At 42.1% G+C, this 25,402-nt stretch carries 24 protein-coding genes and 1 tRNA gene; 20 read left to right on the top strand and 5 right to left on the bottom strand.

Annotation, left to right across the window (positions count from 1 at the left end):
• Positions 1 to 26: 26 nt before the first annotated feature.
• A complete protein-coding gene (ispE, locus tag AC27EF_RS04405; protein WP_487109145.1) occupies positions 27 to 890 on the top strand; it encodes a 4-(cytidine 5'-diphospho)-2-C-methyl-D-erythritol kinase in 864 nt (287 codons plus the stop codon).
• 21 nt (positions 891 to 911) lie between these two features.
• Positions 912 to 1,586, top strand: a complete 675-nt coding sequence (locus tag AC27EF_RS04400) for a GntR family transcriptional regulator (RefSeq protein ID WP_487109143.1) — start codon at positions 912 to 914, stop codon at positions 1,584 to 1,586.
• Positions 1,587 to 1,659: 73 nt separating this feature from the next.
• Here the strand turns inward: AC27EF_RS04400 and AC27EF_RS04395 are convergent, their stop codons facing one another.
• Complete coding sequence (locus AC27EF_RS04395) at positions 1,660 to 3,015, bottom strand: MATE family efflux transporter (protein WP_487109141.1); 1,356 nt, start codon at positions 3,013 to 3,015, stop codon at positions 1,660 to 1,662.
• Between the two features lie 117 nt (positions 3,016 to 3,132).
• Here AC27EF_RS04395 and AC27EF_RS04390 point away from each other — a divergent pair, with 117 nt between their 5' ends.
• The 14 genes from AC27EF_RS04390 to AC27EF_RS04325 all read left to right on the top strand — a co-directional run bounded on the left by AC27EF_RS04390 (position 3,133) and on the right by AC27EF_RS04325 (position 17,277).
• Positions 3,133 to 4,644 carry a spore germination protein gene (locus tag AC27EF_RS04390; RefSeq protein ID WP_487109139.1) on the top strand — a complete coding sequence of 504 codons (1,512 nt, stop codon included), beginning with the start codon at positions 3,133 to 3,135 and terminating at the stop codon, positions 4,642 to 4,644.
• On the top strand, positions 4,634 to 5,683 hold the full coding sequence (locus AC27EF_RS04385) for a GerAB/ArcD/ProY family transporter (protein WP_487109137.1): 1,050 nt from the start codon (positions 4,634 to 4,636) through the stop codon (positions 5,681 to 5,683). Before AC27EF_RS04390 ends, AC27EF_RS04385 begins: the two co-directional genes overlap by 11 nt.
• Positions 5,670 to 6,206 (top strand): Ger(x)C family spore germination protein, encoded by a 537-nt coding sequence (locus AC27EF_RS04380; RefSeq protein ID WP_487109136.1) that lies wholly within the window; start codon positions 5,670 to 5,672, stop codon positions 6,204 to 6,206. Before AC27EF_RS04385 ends, AC27EF_RS04380 begins: the two co-directional genes overlap by 14 nt.
• A gap of 124 nt (positions 6,207 to 6,330) precedes the next feature.
• The gene (nrdD, locus tag AC27EF_RS04375; protein ID WP_487109135.1) at positions 6,331 to 8,451 is read left to right on the top strand and encodes an anaerobic ribonucleoside-triphosphate reductase; all 2,121 of its coding nucleotides are present in this window, start codon (positions 6,331 to 6,333) and stop codon (positions 8,449 to 8,451) included.
• 1 nt (position 8,452) lies between these two features.
• Complete coding sequence (nrdG, locus tag AC27EF_RS04370) at positions 8,453 to 8,944, top strand: anaerobic ribonucleoside-triphosphate reductase activating protein (RefSeq protein ID WP_487109134.1); 492 nt, start codon at positions 8,453 to 8,455, stop codon at positions 8,942 to 8,944.
• A 220-nt stretch (positions 8,945 to 9,164) separates the two neighbouring features.
• The gene (uvrC, locus tag AC27EF_RS04365; protein WP_487109132.1) at positions 9,165 to 11,048 is read left to right on the top strand and encodes an excinuclease ABC subunit UvrC; all 1,884 of its coding nucleotides are present in this window, start codon (positions 9,165 to 9,167) and stop codon (positions 11,046 to 11,048) included.
• 40 nt (positions 11,049 to 11,088) lie between these two features.
• Positions 11,089 to 12,021 carry an HPr(Ser) kinase/phosphatase gene (hprK, locus tag AC27EF_RS04360; protein ID WP_487109130.1) on the top strand — a complete coding sequence of 311 codons (933 nt, stop codon included), beginning with the start codon at positions 11,089 to 11,091 and terminating at the stop codon, positions 12,019 to 12,021.
• A gap of 13 nt (positions 12,022 to 12,034) precedes the next feature.
• Positions 12,035 to 12,970 (top strand): ROK family glucokinase, encoded by a 936-nt coding sequence (locus AC27EF_RS04355; protein WP_487109128.1) that lies wholly within the window; start codon positions 12,035 to 12,037, stop codon positions 12,968 to 12,970.
• Positions 12,971 to 12,993: 23 nt separating this feature from the next.
• Positions 12,994 to 13,902: a UDP-N-acetylmuramate dehydrogenase gene (gene murB, locus AC27EF_RS04350; RefSeq protein WP_487109127.1), complete on the top strand. Its 909-nt coding sequence runs from the start codon at positions 12,994 to 12,996 to the stop codon at positions 13,900 to 13,902.
• A gap of 10 nt (positions 13,903 to 13,912) precedes the next feature.
• Positions 13,913 to 14,767 (top strand): RNase adapter RapZ, encoded by an 855-nt coding sequence (gene rapZ, locus AC27EF_RS04345; protein WP_487109126.1) that lies wholly within the window; start codon positions 13,913 to 13,915, stop codon positions 14,765 to 14,767.
• A gap of 3 nt (positions 14,768 to 14,770) precedes the next feature.
• On the top strand, positions 14,771 to 15,697 hold the full coding sequence (gene whiA, locus AC27EF_RS04340; RefSeq protein WP_487109125.1) for a DNA-binding protein WhiA: 927 nt from the start codon (positions 14,771 to 14,773) through the stop codon (positions 15,695 to 15,697).
• Entirely contained in the window at positions 15,694 to 15,951 is a 258-nt protein-coding gene (locus AC27EF_RS04335) for an HPr family phosphocarrier protein (RefSeq protein ID WP_487109123.1), read from the top strand. Before whiA ends, AC27EF_RS04335 begins: the two co-directional genes overlap by 4 nt.
• A gap of 22 nt (positions 15,952 to 15,973) precedes the next feature.
• A tRNA-Thr gene (locus AC27EF_RS04330) sits at positions 15,974 to 16,046 on the top strand.
• Positions 16,047 to 16,212: 166 nt separating this feature from the next.
• Positions 16,213 to 17,277: an acyltransferase gene (locus AC27EF_RS04325; protein WP_487109122.1), complete on the top strand. Its 1,065-nt coding sequence runs from the start codon at positions 16,213 to 16,215 to the stop codon at positions 17,275 to 17,277.
• Between the two features lie 69 nt (positions 17,278 to 17,346).
• On the opposite strand, the gene AC27EF_RS04320 is transcribed toward AC27EF_RS04325, so the two are convergent.
• The 3 genes from AC27EF_RS04320 to AC27EF_RS04310 all read right to left on the bottom strand — a co-directional run bounded on the left by AC27EF_RS04320 (position 17,347) and on the right by AC27EF_RS04310 (position 19,177).
• Complete coding sequence (locus tag AC27EF_RS04320) at positions 17,347 to 17,649, bottom strand: alpha-helical endospore appendage domain-containing protein (protein ID WP_487109120.1); 303 nt, start codon at positions 17,647 to 17,649, stop codon at positions 17,347 to 17,349.
• Between the two features lie 116 nt (positions 17,650 to 17,765).
• Complete coding sequence (locus AC27EF_RS04315) at positions 17,766 to 18,659, bottom strand: Ig-like domain-containing protein (protein WP_487109119.1); 894 nt, start codon at positions 18,657 to 18,659, stop codon at positions 17,766 to 17,768.
• Positions 18,660 to 18,691: 32 nt separating this feature from the next.
• Positions 18,692 to 19,177, bottom strand: coding sequence for an OmpH/Skp family outer membrane protein (locus AC27EF_RS04310; RefSeq protein WP_487109118.1), 486 nt, complete (start codon positions 19,175 to 19,177; stop codon positions 18,692 to 18,694).
• Between the two features lie 180 nt (positions 19,178 to 19,357).
• Between AC27EF_RS04310 and AC27EF_RS04305 the strand changes: the two genes are divergently transcribed.
• The 4 genes from AC27EF_RS04305 to AC27EF_RS04290 are packed head-to-tail and all read left to right on the top strand — an operon-like array spanning position 19,358 to position 23,475.
• A complete protein-coding gene (locus AC27EF_RS04305) occupies positions 19,358 to 19,981 on the top strand; it encodes a GNAT family N-acetyltransferase (protein WP_487109117.1) in 624 nt (207 codons plus the stop codon).
• A gap of 44 nt (positions 19,982 to 20,025) precedes the next feature.
• Entirely contained in the window at positions 20,026 to 20,700 is a 675-nt protein-coding gene (locus AC27EF_RS04300; RefSeq protein ID WP_487109115.1) for a response regulator transcription factor, read from the top strand.
• Complete coding sequence (locus AC27EF_RS04295; RefSeq protein WP_487109114.1) at positions 20,697 to 22,052, top strand: sensor histidine kinase; 1,356 nt, start codon at positions 20,697 to 20,699, stop codon at positions 22,050 to 22,052. Before AC27EF_RS04300 ends, AC27EF_RS04295 begins: the two co-directional genes overlap by 4 nt.
• A gap of 52 nt (positions 22,053 to 22,104) precedes the next feature.
• On the top strand, positions 22,105 to 23,475 hold the full coding sequence (locus tag AC27EF_RS04290; RefSeq protein ID WP_487109113.1) for a sodium-dependent transporter: 1,371 nt from the start codon (positions 22,105 to 22,107) through the stop codon (positions 23,473 to 23,475).
• A gap of 88 nt (positions 23,476 to 23,563) precedes the next feature.
• Here the strand turns inward: AC27EF_RS04290 and AC27EF_RS04285 are convergent, their stop codons facing one another.
• Positions 23,564 to 25,279 carry a carbon starvation CstA family protein gene (locus tag AC27EF_RS04285; RefSeq protein WP_487109112.1) on the bottom strand — a complete coding sequence of 572 codons (1,716 nt, stop codon included), beginning with the start codon at positions 25,277 to 25,279 and terminating at the stop codon, positions 23,564 to 23,566.
• Positions 25,280 to 25,402: the final 123 nt, after the last annotated feature.

Genomic DNA, 25,402 nt, shown 5'->3' with positions numbered 1-25,402 from the left:
GTGTGTCTTAAGGCAAAGGAGTATCTATGAATCATATTGTTCGAAAAGCATATGGGAAAATTAATCTTGGTCTGGATGTGATCCGAAAACGTGAGGACGGGTATCATGAGGTGCGGATGATTATGCAGACGGTGGGTCTTTATGATCTGTTAAAGATGCGAAAAATTGCAGAAGACCGAATTACAATGCATTGCAATCTGTCGTTTCTTCCTGTGGATGAGCGGAATCTTGTATATCGGGCTGTGAAAATCATGAAGGAAACTTACGGGCTGAGAGGCGGAATTGAAATTGATCTTCAGAAGAGGATTCCGGTGGCAGCCGGTATGGCAGGAGGAAGTACTGATTGTGCGGCGGCGCTTCATGGAATGAATGAATTATTCCATTTGGGACTTTCTAAAGAAAAATTATGTGAGATCGGTGTGACTTTGGGCGCGGATGTTCCGTACTGTATCTGGGGAGGGACGGCACTGTCAGAGGGAATTGGAGAGAAACTGACAAAGATTGCACCAATGCCGGACTGTAAAATATTGATTGTGAAACCGGGAATCAGTGTTTCAACCGGGTTTGTATATCAGAATTTAAGATTATCTGAACTTTCAAGTCATCCGGATATTGACGGTATGATAACATGTTTGGAGCAGAAGGATTTGAAGGGGATTTGCGATCGGCTGGAGAATGTTTTAGAGACTGTGACAATTGGGGAATATCCAATCATCAAAAAAATAAAAGATCATTTGAGAAAACAGGGCGCGATGGGAGTATTGATGAGCGGAAGCGGACCGACAATTTTCGGAATTTTTTCAGATACTTCTGCCGCAGAAGCGGCATTGGAATCTTTAAGAGAGATGAAAGACGTAAAGCAGGCCTATGTGGTAAATCCAATACAGTAAGAGAAGCAGGAGGAGAAAACGATGAGCGATAAATTAAAGGTAAATATGAACGAGTATCTGCCACTGAGAGATGTGGTATTTAATACATTGCGGCAGGCAATTATTACCGGGGAATTTGCACCCGGAGAGCGGCTGATGGAGATTGCGCTGGCAAATCGTCTTGGTGTCAGCAGAACGCCGGTGAGAGAGGCAATCCGAAAACTGGAGCTGGAAGGTCTGGTTGTTATGATTCCAAGAAAGGGTGCGGAAGTTGCAAGAATTACGGAAAAAGATTTAAGAGATGTATTGGAGGTTCGCTGCTCTCTGGAAGAATTAGCGGCGGAGTTGGCGGCAGAGCGCATGGATGAGGAAACAAGAGAAAAACTGAAAACAGCGCTGAAAGAATTTGAGGATGCCATTGCATCCGGAGATAACGGCGCAATTGCCGACAGTGATATGGAGTTTCATGATATTATTTTTGACGCTACAGCAAACCCTCGTCTGATTCAGATTATCGGAAATTTAAGAGAGCAGTTTTATCGTTATCGTTTAGAGTATGTAAAAGATGCAGAGTATCATGCGGTGCTTTTAAAAGAGCATCAGGAGTTGGTGAAGGCGATGATCACAGGGAAAAAAGAAGAAGCAAGGGAGATAATGAAAAAGCATATTGTGAATCAGGAGATGACGGTAATTCGCAATATCAAAGAAGAATACTAGAACAATGCATGTATCCAAAGAGAGAACAGAAAGGAAACAGCCGATCAGATGACCGGCTGTTTCTTTTTGTGACTTAAGAATCCGTCAATGTCCGAATCCAGCGGTCTTTTTTTACATAAAGCCACGTCGGAATACATTTGAAAAACTGATCGGAATTTAAAATTGCGACAACTGCGGCAACCGGAAGCTTCCAGACAAAAGCAGCAAGGAAGGACAGCGGCATTACAATTCCCCAGGTGGAAATCAGATTTAAATACATCATATACTTGACATCTCCGCCGCCTTTGATAATTCCAAGGCCGGTTGGCATTTGGTAAGCCATAGCAACCATGATAAATGCCAAAAGAATCAGAATTTGATCTGCCATTCGGTAGGCCGTCGGAGTCAGATTGTACATTTGAAGAAGCGGAGTCCGCAGGAAGAACAGACTGATGCCTAGGATTGTGCCGATCATAAGATAAATTGCCTGAAGCGTGCGGCTGTACTCCTTGATTTTGGACCGGCTGTTTCCTTCTCCGATGGCAGTGCCGATCAGGACGGAGGATGCGGAGGCTTCCCCGATGGTCACAACCTTCAGATATTGAAATAAGGTTGTGGACACAGAGTTTGCGGCAATGGCGTCAGCAGAGAGACGTCCGAGGATTCCGGTCTGAATTGGGGTGGCAATGCTCCAGAGGGTATTGGATACAAAGGAAGGCCATAAAATTTCGCAAAAATGTTTCAAGGTTTTTTTTGTGATATGAAAGAGTTCCCGTCCAAACAGTCTCAGCTTTCGGTCAAAGAACAAAAGATAGCCTGAGATTACAAGCAATTCCAAAATACGGGCGGCAAGCGTTCCCACGGCGGCGCCCCGGCTTCCCATCTCCGGGAATCCGAATTTCCCAAAAATCAGAGTATAGTTAATAGAAACATCTACCACCAGTGATGCAACAGACACTTTCAGCGCAATGGAAACCGTCTCGACACTGCGCAGAGCGGACATCAGGATGGTTGAGAGAACAAACAAAGGATAGGTAAAGCGAATCAGGGAAAGATAAGCGGTACCTTCTCTTAAATAGCTTTCTTTGTCTGTAAAAAGCATCAGGAGTTCTCTGGGATAAGCGCTGGTAATAAAAAAGACGGAAAGGCCGAGAAGAAGCCCCAATAAAATGGCAACTCCGGTCAGACTGCGAATTGGCTTTGGCTGTCGTTTTCCCCAGTATTGGGAACCGATAATAACCAGTGTGTCTCCGATGGCAAGTGTCATTTGCTGAAGCAAAAACTGGATCTGATTGACGGTGGCAGCTCCCGACAAAGCGGGCTGGCTGTAAATGCCCAGCATCAGGTTGTCTGCCATATTGACGCTGTAAGCCACCAGATTTTGAAGTATGACCACAACCATCAGATGAACCAGTGTTTTATAAAATTTTTTATCTCTTGTAAATATCATAGGCAGATCCTCGATTTCTATTTGTCTTGTAATCATTATAAAAGGAGACAAAAAGGAAGTAAATGAATAGTTTTAAAAAAGTTCCGCATAATAAAGAAAAAAGAGAGGCGGATTTTTATGGATCAGTTTCACAGCAGAGAGCACCGGCTCATTGGAAATATTTCAAAAGGTCTTTCCGCAAACATCCGATATGTGGAAGAAGTTATGAAAGATTGTAATGATCTGGTGAAAAAGAAATTTAAAATTGGAAAAAAGAGAAATCTTGAAATGTATCTGGTTTATATTGACGGACTGGTAAATACGGAAATGCTTCAGGAATCCGTCATGAAACCGATGCTTTTGGACCCGCTTCGGGACGCGGAGCAAGCCATTGATCAATGGGTTATTGAAAATGCAGATTGGAAGTGGATCTCCACAATGGAGGAAGCGATGACTGCGGTGCTCTCAGGGAATACCGTTATTTTTTTCGATGGAATGGAGCAGGCGCTGTTGATATCCAGCAAATTTTTTCCGACCAGGGGAGTGCAGACGGCAGATCAGGAAGTAGCCATGGTTGGTCCGAAGGACAGCTTTAATGAAAGTCTGAGAACGAATACTGCGTTGATTCGGAGAAGAATCAGGGATACGAGACTAAAGGTTTTACAAAAGCAGGTGGGGACCAGGAGCAAGACAGATTACGCACTGATGTATATAGAGGATCTTGTAAAAGAGGATGTGTTAAAAACCATTCAGAAGCAGCTGGACAAAATCTGTGTGGATGGGGTGTTTGACAGTGGAATGCTGCAGCAGTTTTTAGAGAGGAACAGCAAAACGCCATTTCCCATTTACCAGCTGACCCAGAGACCGGATAAAACGGCTTCCGCTCTGATGGAAGGCAGAATTGCCGTTGTTGTGGATAATTCTCCGATGGTCTTATTGCTTCCGGTGACAATGAATGTTTTTTTTCAGGCAAGTGATGATTACTATAATCGATGGGAGACGGCAACGTTTGCAAGAATTTTGAGATATTTTGCCGCGTTTCTTGCAGTAGGGCTTCCCGGATTTTATGTGGCAATTGCCAGTTTCCATCCTGAAGTTTTGCCAACGTCTTTTCTTCTGGCACTGATTTCTGCAAGAGGGGGGGTTCCTTTTCCCGTTGTCGTGGAAGTTCTGTTGATGGAATTGTCCTTTGAACTGTTGAGAGAAGCCGGGATTCGTCTCCCGGGGCAGCTGGGGGGAACCATCGGTGTTGTTGGAGGATTAATTGTAGGACAGGCGGCAGTGGACGCTCACCTGGTCAGTACAATTGTTGTGATCGTTGTGGCGCTAACTGCCATTGCCACATTTTCCATTCCCAATGAGATTTTTAACAGTGCGTTTCGGCTGATGAAATTTTTTCTGATTCTGATGTGTGCAGTTTGGGGATTGTATGGGTTCTTTTTGGGATTTCTGGGAGTGTTCATTCATCTGTTCTGTCTGGAAAATTATGGGGTTCCCTATATGTATCCGGCAGCAAGCCAAGGGAGAGAGAAAAAAACAGGATTTCAGGATTTTGTAATACGAGCTCCTCTGCAGACTATGAAATACCGTCCGGAATTTACTAAGAAAGGGGCAAGAATCCGGCAAAAGGAGGAACGGGATGAAAACTAATTTGCAAAAAATTACGCAAAGGCAGGGCAATCGTATATTTATTTTGGAGACATTCTCTGCGGCGGCAATGTTTCTGCCGCAGATTGCTCTGCAGGGTGCTTATGGATGCGGTCTGATTACAGTTATAACGGCTTGTATTCTGGCGGGAGGGTATCTTTTGGTGACTGCAAAGACCGCAAAAGGAATTTCCGTAGAACAAGTATTAAGAAAGTATCCGTGGGTAACGTTTTTTTATTACCTTCGATTTTGGATTAACGCAGCATTTTTTTATATGTGCATTGTCTCTTTGGCTCGACAGTATCTTATGCCGGGAAGATCCGGATATCTGATCGGGCTGCCGTTGGTACTTCTGGCTTATCAGATGAATCGTGGAGGCCTTGGCAAACGGGGGCGTGTCATGGAGGGGATTTTCTGGTTTGTCCTTCTTCCCGTAATTTTTGTTTTATTATTAAGCGTGGGAAATTTATCGTTGGATCAGCTTGTCATTGACCAGTGGGATTGGAAAATGTGGATGCAGGGGAGTTTTCTTTTGCTGGCGCTGCTGCACCCCATTGAATTGGTTTGGTTTTACCGTGGAGATATGAGACAGGGAGACATGAAATTAGGCTCTCTTTTTGGTCTGACCATTTTATTTGTGGGTATTTTTGTTGTGACGGTGGGCTCACTGGGAAGAAAGCTGACGTTATTTGACGAGAATCCGGTAATGTCTATGGCTCAGGGAGCCGCAATGCCGGGAGGCTTAATGGCGCGGCTGGATATTTTTTTAATTGCATTTTGGATTGTAGGCGTCTTTTGTGTTTTTAGCGGGTATTTATTTTATGCCAATGAGAGTGTAAAACATGCGTTTCCCAAGGGGAGAATCGTTGGTGTTATTTTATCCTACGGAGGTATTTTTGCACTGACAAAATGGCTGGCAGAAAGCCGAGAACTGTTTCATCAATATTTTTATCCGTTGATCTATGGAAATCTGGCGGCAGGGCTGATACTTCCGATTACTTTATTTTGGCTTGTGAGAAGGAGGAACCATGGGAACGCTTAGGAAAATTACAGCAGGGATTCTTGTGATGATTTTGGCGATTGGCGCATCCGGCTGCAAAAAGCAGCCGGATATTGAGGACAGCTGCTTTATCTTGGCGATGGGATTTGAAAAAATCAATCAAAAAAAGTATTTAATACGCTATTCTTATGCAGACTTTGATGGGGAGGGAAGCAATATGGGAACGAAGGTTCCTTCCAAATCCATTACATTTCTGGCAGATTCCCTGAAGGACGCAAATCGGCTTTGGCAGAAATATCAGGCAAAACAGTTAAATTTCGGACATTTAAAGGTAGTGGTTTTCGGAAATAATCAGACAGACTGGAAGATTGTACAGGAATTGCTGCGATATCCTCATATTGCAAAATCCGTGTTTGTATTAAAAACGAAAAAAGAAATACAGGAAGTATTTTCCAGAGAAAAAAATCTTCCGATCTCTTTTGGGGAATATATGGCGCAAACCATTGAAAATTCGGAGAAAATCAGAGAACCAAAGAATCTTACTCTGGGAAGAATCATGTATTGACTTCCGGTGCGGTCGATGATAGTATTGAAATACTAACAGGATCTTGTAGATAAAACAGTGATCATACACTATATATTGTATGATACGACGGATCAGAGAACGAGCGGGAAGGAAAGGAAATTGTATGATTCGAGTGATAAAAAAAGATGGAACAAGAGAAGATTTTAATGTACAAAAGGTTGTGGTAGCGGTGAACAAATCGGCGTACCGCGCTCTTGTAACATTCACAGAGGAAGAACTTGATTTTATTTGTCAATTTGTGACAGAGAAGGTAAATCGCATGCAGAAAGAGGAAGTTACGATTTCCGATATGCATAATGTGGTAGAAAGAGCCCTGGAACAGACCAATCCACTGGTTGCAAAAAGTTATAGAGATTACCGCAATTATAAGCAGGATTTCGTACAGATGCTGGATGAGGTGTATAAAAAGAGTCAATCCATTATGTACATTGGAGATAAAGAGAACAGCAATACGGACAGTGCGTTGGTATCCACAAAAAGAAGTCTCATTTTTAATGAGCTGAACAAAGAATTGTATAAGAAATTTTTTCTGACCACAGAAGAAATTCAGGCGTGCAGGGACGGTTATATTTACATCCATGATATGTCTGCGAGAAGAGACACAATGAATTGCTGTCTGTTCAATGTGGAGGAAGTTTTAAAAGGCGGCTTTGAGATGGGAAATCTCTGGTATAATGAGCCCAAAACACTGGACGTTGCGTTTGATGTGATTGGAGATATTGTACTGAGTGCGGCAAGTCAGCAATACGGCGGGTTTACTGTGCCGAATATTGAATTGATTTTAGAACCGTATGCGGAAAAATCTTATCAGAGATCCAAAGAGCGCTATGAGGCAATGGGATTGGAAAAAGAACGGGCGGACGAGGAAGCCCTGAAGGACGTGGAGCGGGAATTTACGCAGGGATTTCAGGGGCTTGAATATAAGTTTAACAGTGTATCGTCAAGCCGCGGAGATTATCCGTTTATAACAATGACGGCAGGTACGGGAACCGGCAGATTTGCAAAAATGGCTTCCATTGCTCTGCTGGATGTGCGCAGAAAAGGTCAGGGAAAAGAAGGACATAGAAAACCGGTTTTGTTTCCGAAAATTGTATTTTTATATGATGAGAAGCTTCATGGACCGGGCGGAGAACTGGAAGACGTATTTGAGGCGGGTATCCGCTGTTCCAGAAAGACGATGTACCCGGACTGGCTGAGCCTGACAGGGGAAGGATACATTGCAGATATGTACAAAAGATATGGAAAGATTATCAGCCCGATGGGATGCCGCGCTTTTCTGTCTCCATGGTATGAAAACGGAGGAATGAAGCCGGCAGATGAGGACGATGTTCCGGTATTTGTGGGACGTTTTAATATCGGGGCGGTCAGTTTGCATCTTCCGATGATTTATGCAAAGTCAAAGCAGGAAAACAGAGATTTTCACGAGGTTTTGGATTATTATTTAAATCTGATTCGCCAGCTTCACATTCGTACCTATGAGTATCTGGGAGAGATGAAAGCTTCTACCAATCCTCTGGCATATTGCGAGGGAGGTTTTTTCGGAGGACATTTAAATCTGCAGGATAAAATTAAACCTCTTTTGAAAACGGCAACAGCGTCCTTTGGAATTACAGCGCTCAATGAACTTCAGCAGCTTTATAACCATAAATCTTTGTCGGAAGATGGGGAGTTTGCTCTGGAAACCTTACGCTATATTAATGAAAAGGTTGCGCAGTTTAAGGAAGAAGACGGGAATCTTTATGCGATTTACGGAACGCCGGCAGAGAATCTATGCGGCTTACAGGTAAAACAGTTCCGAAAAAAATATGGAATTGTGGAAAACGTATCCGACCGTGAATATGTCAGCAATTCCTTTCACTGCCATGTGACAGAGGATATCACTCCGATTGAAAAACAAAATCTGGAAGGAAGATTTTGGGAACTTTGCAACGGAGGAAAGATTCAGTATGTAAAGTATCCGATTGATTATAATGAACAGGCGGTAAAAACTTTGGTGCGCCGGGCAATGGATCTTGGATATTATGAGGGGGTTAATTTGTCTCTGGCTTACTGCGATGACTGTGGTCATGAGGAACTGGAGATGGATGTTTGCCCGAAATGCGGAAGCCGCAATCTGACAAAAATTGACCGTATGAATGGGTATCTGTCCTATTCCAGAGTCAAAGGGGATACTCGGTTAAACGATGCAAAGATGGCGGAGATTGCGGAAAGGAAATCTATGTAAAATGCGTTATCATAATATTACCAAAGATGATATGTTAAATGGCGACGGGCTTAGGGTCGTGCTCTGGGTATCCGGCTGTACTCATAAATGCAAAAATTGTCATAATCCGGAAACATGGGATATCTGCGGTGGTCTTGTCTTTGACCGGGAGGCAAAAAAGGAAGTATTTTCGGAACTTTCCAAGCCCTACATTTCCGGTATTACCTTAAGCGGCGGAGATCCTCTGCATCCTGCCAATTACTCTGAGGTTACAGAATTAATAAGAGAAATCAAGCAATGTTTTCCGAAGAAAACCATTTGGCTGTACACAGGATTCCTCTGGGAAGAAATACATACGCTGGAAGCGGTGCAGATGGCTGATGTTTTGGTAGACGGACCATACAAAGAAGAGCTCAGAGATACGAAACTTCATTGGAGAGGAAGCAGCAATCAGAGAGTGATTGGGGTCAGGGAATCGTTAGAGAAACATCAGGTGATTTTGCATTGCAGTTAAAAGCGCTATTGTTTTTTTAGAGTTCTTTAGAAATTGTTTAGAAAATTTTATTTTTCGTCTATTGTATCAACGGAGGATTTTGATATACTAAAGACATAGTTTTTCATATATTTTTAATCCTCTCTTTTCATTTGATAAAGGAATCCCGCTGGAAACAGCGGGATTTTCTGTTTTGCCCAAATGTTTTTTGTATGATAAAATGATGAAACGGAGGTCTGCTATGTTTGATATTCAGGAAGAATTGAAAAAACTTCCGGCAAAGCCGGGAGTCTATCTAATGCATAATCAAAAAGATGAAATTATATATGTAGGAAAGGCGATTAAATTGTGTAATCGCGTGCGTCAGTATTTTCAGGACAGCCGTAATTTATCGGTTAAAATTCAGCATATGGTAAAAAATATAGCATATTTTGAATATATTATTACAGATTCCGAGCTGGAAGCATTGATTCTTGAAAATAATTTAATTAAGGAACATCGTCCCAAATATAATACGATGCTCAAAGATGATAAAGGGTATCCTTATATTAAAGTGACGGTCCATGAGGAGTTTCCGAGGATTTTTCTGGCAAGAAAAATGAAACAGGACGGAGGTAAATATTTTGGTCCTTATACAAGTGCCGGAGCGGTGAATGACACCATTGAGCTTTTGCGCAAAATTTTTAAAATTCGCACCTGCCATCGGAAACTGCCAAAGGATATAGGAAAAGATCGGCCGTGCCTTTACTATCAGATCAAGCAATGCGGCGCCCCCTGCCAAGGCTATATTTCCAAAGAACAATATGGAGAACAGATAGAAAAAGCAATGCGGTTTTTAAACGGAAACTATCAGGAAGTAGCCAGTCAATTAAAACAAAAGATGGGAAAAGCTTCGGAGGCATTGGAATTTGAGAAGGCAATGGAATATCGGGATCTGTTAAAGAGCATTGAAAAAATTATGGACCGGCAAAAAATTAATACCTTTGGATTTGAGGATCGAGATATAATTGCAATGGCAAGAGATCAGAAAGATTCGGTAGTATCAATTTTCTTTATTCGTCAGGGAAAACTGTTGGGGCGAGAACATTTTCATATGGAGGCGGATGAGGAAACCTCAAAAGAGGAAATTCTGGAGGCGTTTGTGAAGCAGTTTTATGCGGGAACGCCATATTTACCGGGGGAAATCTTTCTGGAGTTTGAAATCGAAGAAAAAGAGATGATTGAGCAGTGGCTTGCCAAGAAGAGAGGCGCCAAAGTTTATTTGCGCATACCTGTCCGGGGACAGAAACACCGAATGGTAGAGATGGCAAAAGAAAATGCTGAAAATGTACTGAGAATGGATCGGGAAAAATTAAAGCGTGAAGAAAAAAGAACTGTCGGAGCTGTCAGGGAAATCGAAGAGCTTCTGGGGATCACAGGCCTGAATCGGATGGAAGCGTTCGATATATCCAATATCAGCGGATTTCAAACCGTTGCGTCCATGGTTGTGTTTGAGAAAGGGAAGGCGAGGCGAAGAGATTATCGAAAATTCCGGTTAAAGACCATAGACGGACCGGACGATTACGCCAGTATGGAAGAAGTTCTGACCAGACGATTTGTACATGGACAGAATGAACTGGAAGTGTTGAGGAAAGAAGGAAAAGATGCGGAATTTGGAAGTTTTACAAAATTTCCGGATATTTTGATGATGGATGGAGGAAAAGGTCAGGTAAACATTGCCATGAAAGTTTTGGAGAAGTTAGACCTGAAAATTCCGGTTTGCGGAATGGTAAAAGATGACAATCATAGAACCCGTGGATTGTATTATAATAATGAGGAAATCATTTTTCCAAAAAATAGCGAAGCCTTTTTGCTCGTGACGAGAATTCAGGATGAAGCCCATCGGTTTGCCATTGAGTATCACAGATCTCTTCGTGCAAAAGGGCAGGTGCATTCGGTATTGGATGATATAAAAGGGATCGGACCGAAGCGGCGAAGAGCGCTGATGAAACATTTTAAAGATATTTCGGAGATTCGGATGGCCGGAGTCGAGGATCTTTTGGGAGTTCCGGGGATGAATCGGCGCGTTGCGGAGACAATCTATGAATTTTTTCATGTTTCCGGGGGAAAAAATATGTTAAGATAAATAAGAGTACAGGAGACGTGGTAGAAAGGAAAAGAGGATTATGGAGAAAGAACACAAAGTATCGGTATATGATCTGATCAAAGAATTAAATTTACAGGAAATTCTTCCAGAGATCAATACAAGAGAAATTTATATTACACAGGCAGAAATCAACAGACCTGCATTACAGCTGGCAGGTTTTTATGATCATTTTGCAACCAATCGGGTGCAGATTGTAGGAAGAGCAGAATCTCTTTTCATTGAGCAGATAGAACAAGACGCTGCTGCAGCTGAAACTATTTTTGAAAAATTCATAGGGGCCGGGATTCCGTGTATCGTTTTCTGCAGGGATTTAAGACCAAGCGATCGGATTCTGAAAATTGCCAAAAAGTATAAAGTTCCGATTCTGATTTCGAAGGATGCAACCTCTGAATTTATGGCGGAGGTGATCCGGTGGCTGGGTGTGGTACTGGCGCCGAGTATTTCGATTCACGGAGTTTTGGTGGATGTGTTTGGAGAAGGAATCTTAATTACGGGAGAAAGCGGTATTGGAAAAAGTGAGGCCGCGCTTGAATTGATTCGGAGAGGGCATCGGCTTGTTTCCGATGACGTAGTTGAGATTAAAAGAATCAGCAAGAAGACTTTAATTGGAACCTCTCCGGAGGTCACACGATTTTTCATTGAATTGAGAGGAATCGGAATTATTGATGTAAAAAATTTGTATGGTGTTGAGAGTGTGAAAATGGAGCAGGAGATTGATCTGGTTATTCAATTGGAAGATTGGAACAAAGAAACGGATTATGACCGTCTTGGACTGGAAGAAAAGCATGTGGAATATCTGGGGAATAAAGTGGCTGCACATACGCTTCCGATTCGTCCGGGACGAAATCTGGCAATCATTGTAGAGGCTGCCGCGATTAATCACAGACAGAAAAAGATGGGATATAATGCAGCGGAAGAGCTTTATAAACGTGTTACCGGTCAGATGGAATAGCAGGAGAGACTGTATGAAGCATGTATATGGAGTTGATATTGGCGGAACATCTGTAAAAATCGGACGATTTCGGGAAGATGGAGCGTTAAAGGAAAAATGGGAAATTCCAACGAGAACAGAGGACCATGGAAAAAATATTTTGGGCGATATTGCAGATGTGGTGAAAGCTCATATGGAGAGGAATAAAATTTCAGATCAGGATTTGAAAGGAATCGGCGTTGGCGTTCCAGGCGCAGTGCTGGAGTTTGCCAGAGTTCACGAATGTGTGAATCTTGGATGGGGAAATGTTGACGTAGCGAAGGAACTGTCCGACAGGATGGGATGTCCGGTTCGGGTAACCAACGATGCCAATGCGGCAGCGCTCGGAGAGCTTCGGATGGGAGCGGCGTCGGATTATCGAAGTGCGGTTATGATCACACTTGGAACCGGTGTTGGCGGGGGCATTTTAATTGATGGAAAGATTGTCGATGGAGTTCATGGCTATGGCGGAGAAATCGGACATATGACAGTCGATCCGTGGGATGACCGTGTCTGTAACTGTGGGAAGACAGGATGTCTTGAATTGTATGCCTCTGCGACAGGAATTGTATTTGAAACAAAAAAAGCGTTGAAACAGACTGGGCGGCAGAGCTGTTTAAGAAATGCAGATTCTATCACTGCTAAGAATGTATTTGATGCTGCTAAGGCAGGCGATGTGCTTGCAAAAGAGCAGGTGGCCTCACTGGGACAGAAATTAGCTCTTGCGGCAGGCAATATTGCCTTGATGATTGATCCGGAAATTTTTGTTTTCGGAGGGGGAGTGTCGAAGGCGGGAAAGATTCTTTTGGACGCCGTAGAGGCATCTTATAAGAAATACACCTTTGGGAAAGCGCAAGAAGGCAGATTTGCATTGGCAAGTCTGGGAAATGATGCAGGAATTTATGGTGCAGCCAGTTTGATGTTGTCATAATTTAGAATAGATATGGAGAAAATATGAAGACGATCACAGAGCAGTTAAGAGAAAAAATAGCAGACGATCATATTTTAATGGATGAACCCATGAAGAATCACACAACCTTCCGAATTGGCGGACCGGCAGATTATTTTGTTGTACCGTCTGATTTGGAGGAAATCCGGCATGCCTGCAAAATTGCCAGAGAACATGGCCTTGCATTCTTTGTACTTGGCAATGGCAGTAATCTTTTGGTGGCAGATGACGGAATGGATGGCATGGTTCTTCAAATTTACAAAAATTACAGCGGAATTTCTGTTTGTGGAACGGAGATGAAGATTCAGGCGGGAACTCTTTTAAGTTCAGCATCAAAGGCAGCATTGGCAGAGGAGCTGACCGGATTTGAGTTTGCCGGAGGAATTCCGGGAACCTTTGGAGGGGCCGTTGTGATGAATGCAGGCGCTTATGGCGGTGAGATTGTTCAGGTCTTAAAGGAAGTGACGGTTCTTACAAGAGAAGGGGAAATTAAAACGCTGAAAGCGCAGGAGCTGGAACTGGGGTACCGAACCAGCAACATTTTAAAAAACGGTTACATTGTGCTGGAGGGTGTGATTGCACTGGAACATGGAAATCCGGAAATCATCCGACAGAAGATGGAAGAATATGCTTTGGCAAGAAAGACGAAGCAGCCGTTGGAATATCCAAGCGCAGGAAGTACATTTAAGCGTCCGGAAGGATATTTTGCAGGGAAGCTAATACAGGATGCAGGCTTAAAGGGATATCGAGTCGGAGGTGCTCAGGTTTCTGAAAAGCACAGCGGATTTGTAATTAATCGGGGAGATGCCACAGCGGCAGACGTTATGCAGTTAATTCAGGATGTACAAAATGAGATCAAAGAACAGTTTGGTGTTGCGATCGAGCCGGAGGTTAAACGAGTCGGACGGTTTTAGAAGGAGTTATATGAGATTTGTAATAGTTACAGGAATGTCAGGCGCAGGGAAGAGCAGCGCATTGAAAATGCTGGAGGATATCGGATACTTTTGTGTGGACAACCTTCCGGTGGGACTGATGGATAAATTTGCAGAAATGATGCTGGATCAGACGGCTTCGGTAGAAAATGTGGCGTTGGGAATTGATATTCGCAACGGCCAGAGAATCAGAGAATTGGAGCAAAAATTAAATGAAATTGAGGCTATGGGCATTCAATTTGAAATTCTTTATTTAAACGCCAGCAACCGGATTTTAATCAAGAGATATAAAGAGACAAGAAGGAATCATCCCCTTTCCAGAAACGGGAGAGTTGAGGACGGTATTGCGAAGGAACGGGAAGTTATGAAGTTTCTGCAGGATCAGGCAGATTATGTGATTGATACGAGTCAGCTTTTGACCAGAGAGCTGAAAGAAGAAATTGATCGTATTTATGTCAATGGAGAGAGCGGGGAGCGGTTCCAGATTGCCGTTGTTTCATTTGGGTTTAAGTTTGGAATTCCTGCAGATGTGGATCTCGTATTTGACGTGCGATTTTTGCCGAATCCATTTTATGATTTAGAGCTTCGGCCGCTGACAGGAAACGATAAAGCAATTCAGGATTTTGTAATGGGGCATGAAGAGGCAGCCAAATTTTTGGAAAAATTGCAGGGAATGCTGAAATTCCTCATTCCCAATTATATTAAAGAGGGAAAGTACAATCTGGTGATCGGAATCGGATGCACCGGGGGAAAACATCGGTCTGTTACCATTGCCAATGCTCTGACAGAAAAATTAAATGAATTGCCATATTCTGTGAAAACTGAGCATAGAGATATAACGAGGTAGGAGATGTCATTTTCAAGCAATATCAAAGAAGAATTATCCAGAAATGAAACCGGCGCCAGACATTGTAAGATTGCTGAAATCGCAGGATTTTTAAAGTTTGGTGGCGAAGTCATTCGGGAAAATGAAAATTATAAAATTCAGATTCATACGGAGACGGTATCTGCCGCGAAACGCTTTTATACACTGGTGAAAGATGTGTTTCATATTCAGGCAAATATTCAAGTCGGGCGCAGTGATTTTCTGAAAAGGAGTCGAAATTATACAATTAGTGTTGACAAGCATCCTGATTGTGTTTTAATATTGAAGGCAGTGAAACTTATAGAACCCGGTGCGTTTGGAATCATCTTGCAAAATACATGTTGTAAGAGAGCATATATCCGTGGAGCTTTTCAGGCAGCAGGTTCCATGAGTGATCCGGAGAAGAATTATCACTTTGAAGTGGTGTCCACAGATGAAGAAATAGCAAATCAGTTAAAAGATGTCTTGAATTTTTTTGAATTAGATGCTAAAATTGTTTTGCGGAAAAAATATTACGTCGTGTACATGAAAGAGGGCTCCAAAATTGTGGATGTCCTGAATGTGATGGAGGCGCATGTTGCTTTGATGGAACTGGAGAATGTCAGGATTCTCAAAGAGATGCGCAATAAAGTCAATCGTCGTGTGAATTGTGAGACTGCCAATATTCACAAAACAGTTTCAGCGGCGGTAAAGCAGGCAGAAGATATTCGGTACATTGATGAACATAAGGGTCTTCGTTTTCTGGATCAGGGCTTACAAGATATTGCTTATTTGCGTTTGGAGCATCCCGAAGCTACCTTAAAAGAGCTGGGGAGCATGCTGGATCCGCCCGTAGGGAAATCCGGTGTGAATCATCGCTTGAAAAAGATAAGCAGGATGGCAGAAGAGATGAGATTAGGAGGAAAAGAATGATTTCAAAAAATGTTCGAGTAGAAGCAGCATTAAAGGAAGAAGACCGACCAGTAGCATTTCTCGTACAGATGGCAAGCCAGTTTGAGAGTAAAATTTTATTTGAGACTGGGAATAAGCAAGTGAATGTAAAGAGCATGATGGGAATGATGAGTCTGAGATTATATCAAATTGAAGATTTGACCGTCGTTGCAGATGGAGTTGACGAAGAAGAAGCCGTCAGCCAGATTGAACAATATCTTACAAAAGGAGCATAGATTTATCTGTGCTTTCAAATATGCCGAAATAGCTCAGTTGGTAGAGCACTTCACTCGTAATGAAGGGGTCGCCGGTTCAAGTCCGGTTTTCGGCTTTTAATGGCAGTATCGTTTGGCAAGGTACAGTGAAGGAAAAAGCATCCGCGATGGATGCTTCTTTTTTGTGATAGCAATGGGCCAAGATCCGGGCTTGCCCGAGACCTTGGCGACCGCTTGCAATTCCGGAATGTGCCTTTTGGCAATTATGGGTGGAGAATAGAAATGAAGAAACAACGCATTTTATATCTTGAGTTTATTCGGATCATGGCTATTTTATTGGTATGTTTGAATCACATATCATCACAGGAAATTCGAGCGTCTGCTTTTTGGAGCCAGAGATGGCAAGTTTGTCATTTTTTTAATATTTTGGTTTCTTCTTGGCCGGTAATGCTATTTCTGATGATTACTGGAATTTTTCTATTGAATCCGGAAAAGGATCTTCCTTTCAAAAAAATTTTCGGGCAGTATATTCCAAGAATGTTAATTGCGATTATTGTAATGATTCCTGTGTTTGATCTATGCCATTCCATTTTTTATCGTCATACATTTTCTGTTTCTTTTTCAGACATAAAGCATGCATTGCATACACTGTTGGTCAGTGACGGAAACGTGGTTTATTGGTATCTCTACTTAATGATTGGGCTTTATCTAATACTTCCGTTTTTACGTTTGTTGGTAAAACAGATGAATCAATCTATGTATTTATATTTGCTGCTGCTTTTATTTGTTACAAACTGTATGATACCATTTGCCAATGCGTTGGGAATTCAGCCGATTTCTTATATGAATCATTTTTTATCCTGTTTAAAATTAACTGGCTTTTTGAAATATGGAGGTTTTCTTCTTGCGGGATGGTATATTTATAGATATCCGTTAAAACGCTTCTATCGTTGTATGATTTATGTAGCGGGTATTTTTTCGATGACTGTGACGGTGTTTCTTGCAAGGACCGCTAGTTTTGATTCTGGAACATGGAATGAGCTCTGGACAGACGATTTTGCACCGGGAATTGTTCTTGCGGGGACTGCGGTTTTTGTACTGCTCGTTCAGGTTGGGCAGTCCGGTATTATTCAGAAATTTGAGAACTTTATTATGATTGGAGGACAGCTTACATTCGGCGTTTATCTGATTCATAATATCATCATTCATTTTTTCGTTTCCAGAGATATGGTTGGATCAGGGAATCCAATTCTGGAAATTCCAGTTCTTTCTTTTCTGGTACTTGGCAGTTCTGCCTTGATTGTATATTTTTTAAGAAAGCTCAAGTTCATACGGTATTGGATGTAAAACTCTATGTTTAGAAAAGGGAAGGAAATGTCGCTTAGGATCAATTCCTTCCCTTAAAACATCAATGGCTTAACAATCCGGAAGCTTTTCCGGCTTTTTATGACACTTTTCTACAAGAGGAACTACCATTTCCAACTTGGATTTTAAAACCACTTCCAGATTGGTGATCTTTTCGACCATACTTTCGACGGATTTATTGATTTCAATTAAATCCTTGTGACTGCAGTCAATGGAAATTGCTTTTTGGAGCTTTTTACCTTCTGCGTTGAGAATATGAGAAATCGATGTTTCTTCCAAAGCAATGGATTGCATAAGAGAGGCAGCAGCACAGCATTTATCAATGTTTGTGCACTCAATTTTTGGCATACTCATAAGTCAGGTCTCCTTTTACCTTTGATATAAAGTATGACGAAAAGAAAAAGATGTTAATTATCGCAATCACAAAAAACCGGTTTTGACTTTAGATCAAAACCGGTGTAACTTTGCAGTTAGTCGTCTCTTTCCACTCGGACATAGACTACTTTTTTTATTTTTTTATTGGCTTTTGCGCGGATCGTAATTTTGGCTTTTCCAGGGCGTTTTCCGTACACTTTTCCTTTTTTTACTCGAATATAACGAGATCCGGAAACCTTGTAAGACAAACTGCGTTTTTTATACTTTCCGCCAACCAGTCGTGCCTCAAGATCTTCCCATTCTCCCTGATCAACCTCCACGTGTTTGTCATCTACGACAATTTTAGCTTTTCCATAGCGTTTTACCTTGATTTTGCAGGTTTTTTTGATCTTGGTTCCGGGGATATAGCAGGTAATATATGCAGTGCCGGCTTTCTTGGCGATGAAATCCATATCATCTCCGGTGCGGTCCCGGTCTTCAAAGGCAACAATTTTAGAATTGCTTGTTTTCCAGCGGAGTCGATCATCATCAAAATTGGATGCATAAGCACGAAGCTTAAATTTACTTCCGATTTTTACTGTGCGGGAAGTATAATTTAATTTTCGGATGCGTGCTGATTTACGCTTTGTTACAGTAACCTTACAGGTTTTTTGAACCTTAGTTCCGGGGATATAGCAGGTAATATATGCGGTGCCCGCGCTTCGAGCTTTAAACTCCATTTCGTCACCGGTTCGGTCATCATCATCAAAAGCAACTACTTTGGAATTGCTTGTTTTCCAGTGAAGATAGTCGTCATCGAAATCGTAAGGAGAGGCGTAGGCACGGAGTTCAAATTCACTGCCTGACTTTACGGTTCTGGAGGAATAATTTAATTTGACAATGTTGGTTGGCTTGGGGTCATCATCCGCAAATGCAGTTGTTGGAATGGCTGCAGTGAACAATAGGATGGTGCATAATAGAAAAGCAAGTTGTTGTTTCATCTTTTTCATAATGGATCTCCTTTCCTGAAATACAGCATCGTTTAATCGTCGATGCCGAATTTATTTTCTAGTGCATCTTCTGCAAGGTCTAACTTGTTTTCCAGTTTTTCGATGGAACGTTCCCTTTTTTTGTATTCATCAAAACTCATGGAACCGGATTCATAAGAATGTTCAAAAGTATCTTCCAGTGAATCCAAATCGTTTTCAATGGAATCTAACTCCTGTTTCAGAGCATAAAAACGTTTGTGGTTGGTGGAACTGTCGGAGCTGGTTTTTGCATTGTTTACTTTTTTTGTTACCTTATTGATTCTGGATTCATAAGAGGAAAAATCGTAATCAGCTTCGGCTTTTGCAGTTGTACCGGTATCGGTCGATGTTTCGCTGCTGTCATCCGTTTCTGTTTTCTCAGTGGATGCGATTTCCTGTGTTGTAGTTGCCTCGGAGGACGACTCTTTTGGATTAGAGCATGCAGCGAGGGAAATGACAGCAGTTACAGATAATATAAAGAATAAAAGTTTTTTTCTCATAAGAAATTCTCCTTTCTGTTGTTGGTTCTTTGTTTTTTTGTTATCCTTATTATAATGCCCGAAGATTAAAGAAAAATTAAAGAATGAAAAATTTTTAAAATTTCTGTCCTTGTATATCGGAAATTACAAGAGACAGTAAAAAGAGCAAATTCATTTGGTTAAGGAAGAAGGTAGATCTAGATGTGTGAGATAACATTAAGGGAGTTTCGAGAAACAGATTTGGAGGAGGCAGAGTCGATTCTGGAGTCTGCGTGGAACTATAGGAAAGTGTGCAGTGAGGAGATCGCCAAAAAAGTATCCAAAGCATTTTTATATGGCTGTCTTGCGAACCAGACCTTTGCGAAAGTTGCGGTGTGGCAAGGAAGGGTTGTTGGTATTATTATGGCAAAAAAAGTCAAAGGATTTCGGCGCCCCCGGAAATATCGACGAAAAGAACTATTGTATACAGCAGATCTTTTGCGTACCCGAGAGGGAAGAGAGGCGGCTTTTCTGTTTCTAAGTGATCATCGGATGAATGACCGGCTGTTAAAGAGAAGCGGAAGACAATATCAGGCGGAACTTGCATTGTTTGCAGTATCCAATGAAGCACAGGGAAAAGGAGTTGGAAAACGATTGTTTTCTTCTGCTCTGGATTATATGAAAAAGCAGGGGGTGGAACAATATTATCTGTTTACGGATACTACATGCAACTATCAGTTTTATGATGCCCGGGGAATGATTCAAAGATGCAGAGAATCTGAAAGCTTTCAGATCAAGGGGAAGCGTCAAAAAGAAACATTCTTCTTATATGAGAGTGAAATTTAAAAGAATTTTGACCGCGAAATTCATATGTATTATAATAATTTATTATGAGATTATTGGTTGTTGAAGATGAAAAAGATTTAAGAGAAATATTAAAAAAGCGATTGACCAGGGAACATTACAGCGTTGATGCATGTGGTGACGGTCTGGAAGCAGAAGATTATCTTGCGATGACAGAGTATGATGGGGTAATTCTGGATATTATGTTGCCGGGAAAGGATGGATTTTCAATTCTAAAAGAAATGCGAAAAAAGGGCATGGATACTCCAGTGCTGCTGTTAACTGCCAGAGACGGAATTGAGGATCGTGTGACAGGATTAGATTTGGGCGCGGATGATTATCTGATCAAACCATTTGCCTTCCGGGAACTGCTGGCGAGAATCCGGGTAATGATGCGGAGAAAACCGCAGTTTACCTCCAATCAGCTTCAAGTAGAGGATCTGATTTTAGACCGTGATACCCGACAAGTCTGGAGAGGTGGAAAGGAGATTAAGCTTTCCGGCAAGGAATTTATGGTTTTAGAATATTTTATGCGGAATCAGGGCATTGTGCTTTCCAGAAATCAGATTGAACAGAGCGCCTGGGATTTTGAGTTTGAAGGTGGTTCCAATGTAGTGGATGTTTATGTTCGGTATTTGCGCAAGAAAATTGATGAGGGATATGAACGGAAACTATTGCATACAGTTCGGGGAGCGGGATATGTATTAAGAGGTGAGCCATGAAAAAATATTCGATAAAAATTAAGGTGACGCTCTGGTACACAGGAATTGTGGCTATGATTCTCGGAATGATGTTTGCCGCAATGTTAATTTTTGTAAATAAGATTGGACTGAGTTCCACAGAGGAAGAGGTTCAGGGCGCTGTCACCGGTTTTTCAGGGAATATTTTGTTTCAGGACAATACGTTTTATATGGACAGCGATGTAGAATTTTATAACGATGGCGTGATGTTTTGTGTATATGATCAGAATGGACATCTTCTGTATGGAAGTCAGCCGGTAGACTTTCCGTCCGGGACCCGTCTGGAATCTCATAAAGCCAGAGTGGTAGAAAATCGGGGACGGGAGTGGATGATTTATGATGCTGTTTATTCTTATGGAAAAAATCAGGCAGTATGGGTTCGCGGCATCACCTCCATACATAATATGGAACAGTTTATTAAAACAGGAGTGAGACTTGTGATTGTTTTGCTTCCGGCTCTGATTATAATGATTGGATTTGTCGGATATTTTATGATTCGGCGAGCGCTGCAGCCGGTTGATGATATCTGTGAAGAAGCGCAAAAAATCAGCGGAGGCAATGATCTGTCAAGAAGACTGCCCATTCCGAAAGCAAAAGATGAAATGTATCATTTAACACAGAAGTTTAATGAGATGTTTGAAAGGCTCCAGAAATCCTTTGAGGATGAGAAACAGTTTACTGCAGACGTGTCACATGAACTTCGGACGCCGATAGCAGTTTTAATTTCCCAGTGCGAATACCTGCTGGACGATTCAATGCTGACGGTTGAGGAGAAATCAGAGGTTAGAGTTTTATTGGAGCAAAGCAGGAGAATGTCCAAGCTGGTTTCGCAGCTTTTAATGATTGCCAGACAGGAGCAGTCTGTCAGTACGAAAGAGTTCGAGGAAATCGATCTGGGGATGCTGACAGAGATGGTTGCAGAAGAGTTAAAAATAGAAGCAGCAAAAAAGAAGATTCAGATCTACACGCAGATCGAAGAAGGACAGATGATTTATGGAGATCAGACACTGCTGATGAGGATGCTCATGAATCTGATTCAGAATGCTATTTCTTATGGAAAAGAGCAGGGCTCCATATGGATTACAATTGCAGGAGAAAAGGGCAGGATTAGAGGTCAGGTCCGGGATGATGGAATTGGGATTGCACCAGAACATCTGGGAAAAATCTGGAATCGCTTTTATCGTGCAGATAAAAGCAGATCCCGAAAAAATGGAGGAAACGGTTTGGGTCTGTCTATGGTAAAGTGGATTACCAAAGTCCACGGCGGAGAAATTTATGCAGAGAGTCAGGAAGGTGTGGGAACGACCTTTACATTTTGGTTTCCCAAAAATTAGGAATGTGTTAAAATAGGTAATTGTGAAATACAATAAAAGTGAGGAGAAAATTGTGGAAAAGAGAGAAAAATTTTCATCGAGAATCGGATTTATTCTAATTTCCGCCGGATGTGCCGTGGGACTTGGAAATGTATGGAGATTTCCATTTATTACAGGCCAGTACGGAGGGGCCGCTTTTGTGTTGGTTTATTTGTTTTTTCTGATCGTTTTGGGACTGCCGATTTTGATCATGGAATTTTCTGTTGGCAGAGCCAGCCAAAAAAGTATTGCAAGATCTTTTCAGGAACTGGAGCCAAAAGGAAGCAAATGGCATTGGTACAGCTTTATTGGGATGGCAGGGAATTATCTTTTGATGATGTTTTATACGACCGTGACCGGATGGATGCTTTGTTATTTTGTAAAGATGCTCAAAGGTGATTTTATATCGAAAACCCCGCAGCAAATTGAGGGTCTTTTTGGGCAGATGTTGTCAGAGCCTGCAGCACAGATTTTTTGGATGTTAATTGTGGTAGCTATCGGATTTCTGGTATGTTCGATGGGACTGCAAAAGGGTGTGGAAAAGATTACAACGGTGATGATGTCCTGTTTGTTTTTGATTATTATTGTTTTGATTCTTCGCAGTGTAACGCTTAGAGGAGCCGCAAAAGGGTTGGAATTTTATTTAATTCCCAATTTTGAGGCAATGAAAGAACAGGGAATTATGACGGTTGTGTCGGCAGCTATGGGGCAGGCGTTTTTTACTTTGAGTCTTGGAATCGGTGCAATTGCGATTTTTGGAAGTTACATTGACAAAAGCCATCGGCTGACAGGAGAAGCCATAAGCGTGGCGGTGCTTGATACACTGGTGGCTTTGATGGCAGGGCTGGTGATTTTTCCTGCATGTTTTGCTTTCGGTGTCAGTCCGGACAGCGGTCCGAATCTGGTATTTATTACACTACCGAATGTATTTAACGAAATGCCCGTCAGCTGGCTTTGGGGAGCGTTGTTCTTCTTATTTATGAGTTTTGCAGCATTGTCAACGATCATCGCAGTCTTTCAAAATATTCTTTCCTTTGCACAGGACCTGTGGGGATGGAGCTTGAAAAAAGCCATCGCTGTGAATGCAGTGGCCATTGTGATCTTATCTTTGCCCTGCGCATTGGGATTTAATTTGTGGAGCTTCATAGAACCATTGGGTGCCGGAACGACGATTCAGGATCTGGAAGATTTTATTGTCAGTAATAATATCCTGCCTCTGGGTTCTCTGGTATATCTTTTATTTTGTGTGACCAGATATGGATGGGGATGGAAAAACTTTACCCGGGAAGCTAATGCCGGAAAAGGAATTCGCTTTCCGGAATGGACAAGAGTCTATGTGACATACATCCTTCCACTGATTGTACTTTTCATTTTTGTACAAGGATATATTGATAAATTTTTTTAGAGTCCAAAGTTAGCTGGTAAAAAATACATCCCGGAAAACGGAATGGGCACGAGTACTGTGCTAAAATCGTTTTCCGGGATGTTCTTTTTTATTTTGCTGTTGCAGGATGGTCTGTGTTTGCTGACGGATTGTTCTGATTTGTATGTTTTTGAAATAGCTTTTTGAAGCAGGAGACTGCAACCATAAGACCGAGTGCCATAAGAAGCAGTGCGACAATCAACTGAAGTCCGTCAATCATAAATACAAATCCGCCGGTAACAAAGATTTTGGTAAAGATTCCAATAACCGCTTGAATCAGCGCTGTAAATGTAACGATGAGCATAATGCACATCGGAGCATAAAGCATCCAGCCTTTTCGTCCGGTTGTTAATAAAAATACGGACAATGCAATTAGAACTAACGATGCAAGAAGCTGGTTGGCAGCGCCAAAGAGCGGCCAGATATTATTATATCCGCCTAGACACAATAAAAATCCAAAGAACAAGGTGATAACGGTTGCAAAATATTTGTTGGTCAGAAGTCTGCGGATTCCGGTCAAATCAGAGCCGTCTGCGGATTCTCCCAGAAATAGTTCCTGAAAGGACATGCGTCCGATTCTTGCAACAGAATCCAGAGATGTCAGGGCTAATGCAGATACGCACATGGTCATAAAGCAGGTGGCAACATGTTTTGGAATTCCCAGCAATGTTAAGAATCCGGCAACATTTCCGGCAAAAATCTGAAATGGTGTTCCGGAAGGCATTGTTCCGCCCACGGCGGCAGCACCAACAACAACCAGTGCAATAACGCCCAGCAAAGATTCTACCATCATAGAACCATATCCCACGCAGAGCATATCTTTTTCGTTGCGGATGGTTTTGGAGGATGTTCCGGAAGAAACCAGACTATGAAATCCGGAAACAGCTCCGCAGGCAATGGTAATAAAGAGTGTAGGGAATAAGCTTTTCCCGCCAATTTCAAATCCATTGAATGCAGGGAGATTCATTGCCGGATGAGCAATAAACACTCCGAGAACAGCTCCGATAATCATTCCCACCAAAAGGAATGTACTCAAATAATCCCGAGGCTGCATTAAAAGCCACATTGGCATTACAGATGCAAGGAATAAATAGAGCATGACAACGCCAATCCAGACATTTTTATCAAAATATAGAGGAAAAGCGATTCCTGCTGCCAGCATGGCAATCAACAGAATGATACCAACAATAAATTCTGTTTTCTGATTTGGTTTTGCGTGTTTGGTAAACAATCCAAAGAAAATGGCGCCGACAATAAACAGCATGGAAATAGAAGCTGCAGCGGCGTTTGGAGAGCTTTTTGCTCCGGTTGCTGTAAATCCATGAAAGGTTCCGGCTACCATATCAGTAAAGGCTGCGATTACAAGCAGTGTGAACAGCCATGAAAACAGCAGGAACAGTTTTCTTCCGGTTTTTCCGATGTATTTTTCGATGAGCACACCCATAGATTTTCCTTCGTTTTTCACGGAGGCGTATAGTGCGGTAAAATCCTGCACAGCGCCGAAGAAAATACCGCCGATAATCAGCCACAAGAGAACAGGCAACCATCCGAACATGGCAGCAATGATTGGTCCGGTAACAGGTCCGGCGCCTGCAATCGACGAGAATTGATGGGAAAATACCACAAACTTTGGTGTGGGGATATAATCTTCTCCATCTTCATGGGTGTAAGCGGGGGTTTTGGTTTTGGGATCAATACCCCAGGTTTTGGCAAGCCAGCGTCCGTAAAGGACATAGCCGGCAGCCAGTGCAATGATAGCGATGGCTACGATGGTTAAACTATTCATTTTTAATCACTCCTTAAAATTTGTATTGAATTTTTTATTCAAAATACAGCAGAACAAGGGGACAAGCCTGCTTTGACAGACAGAGAACACTTTTCTCCAAAAGCAGCCTTTGCAGAGCGTTTT

This window comes from Anaerostipes stercorihominis (assembly GCF_057535655.1).
Note: the sequence above shows the minus strand (reverse complement) of the source record. Positions and strands in the feature narration are given on the sequence as shown.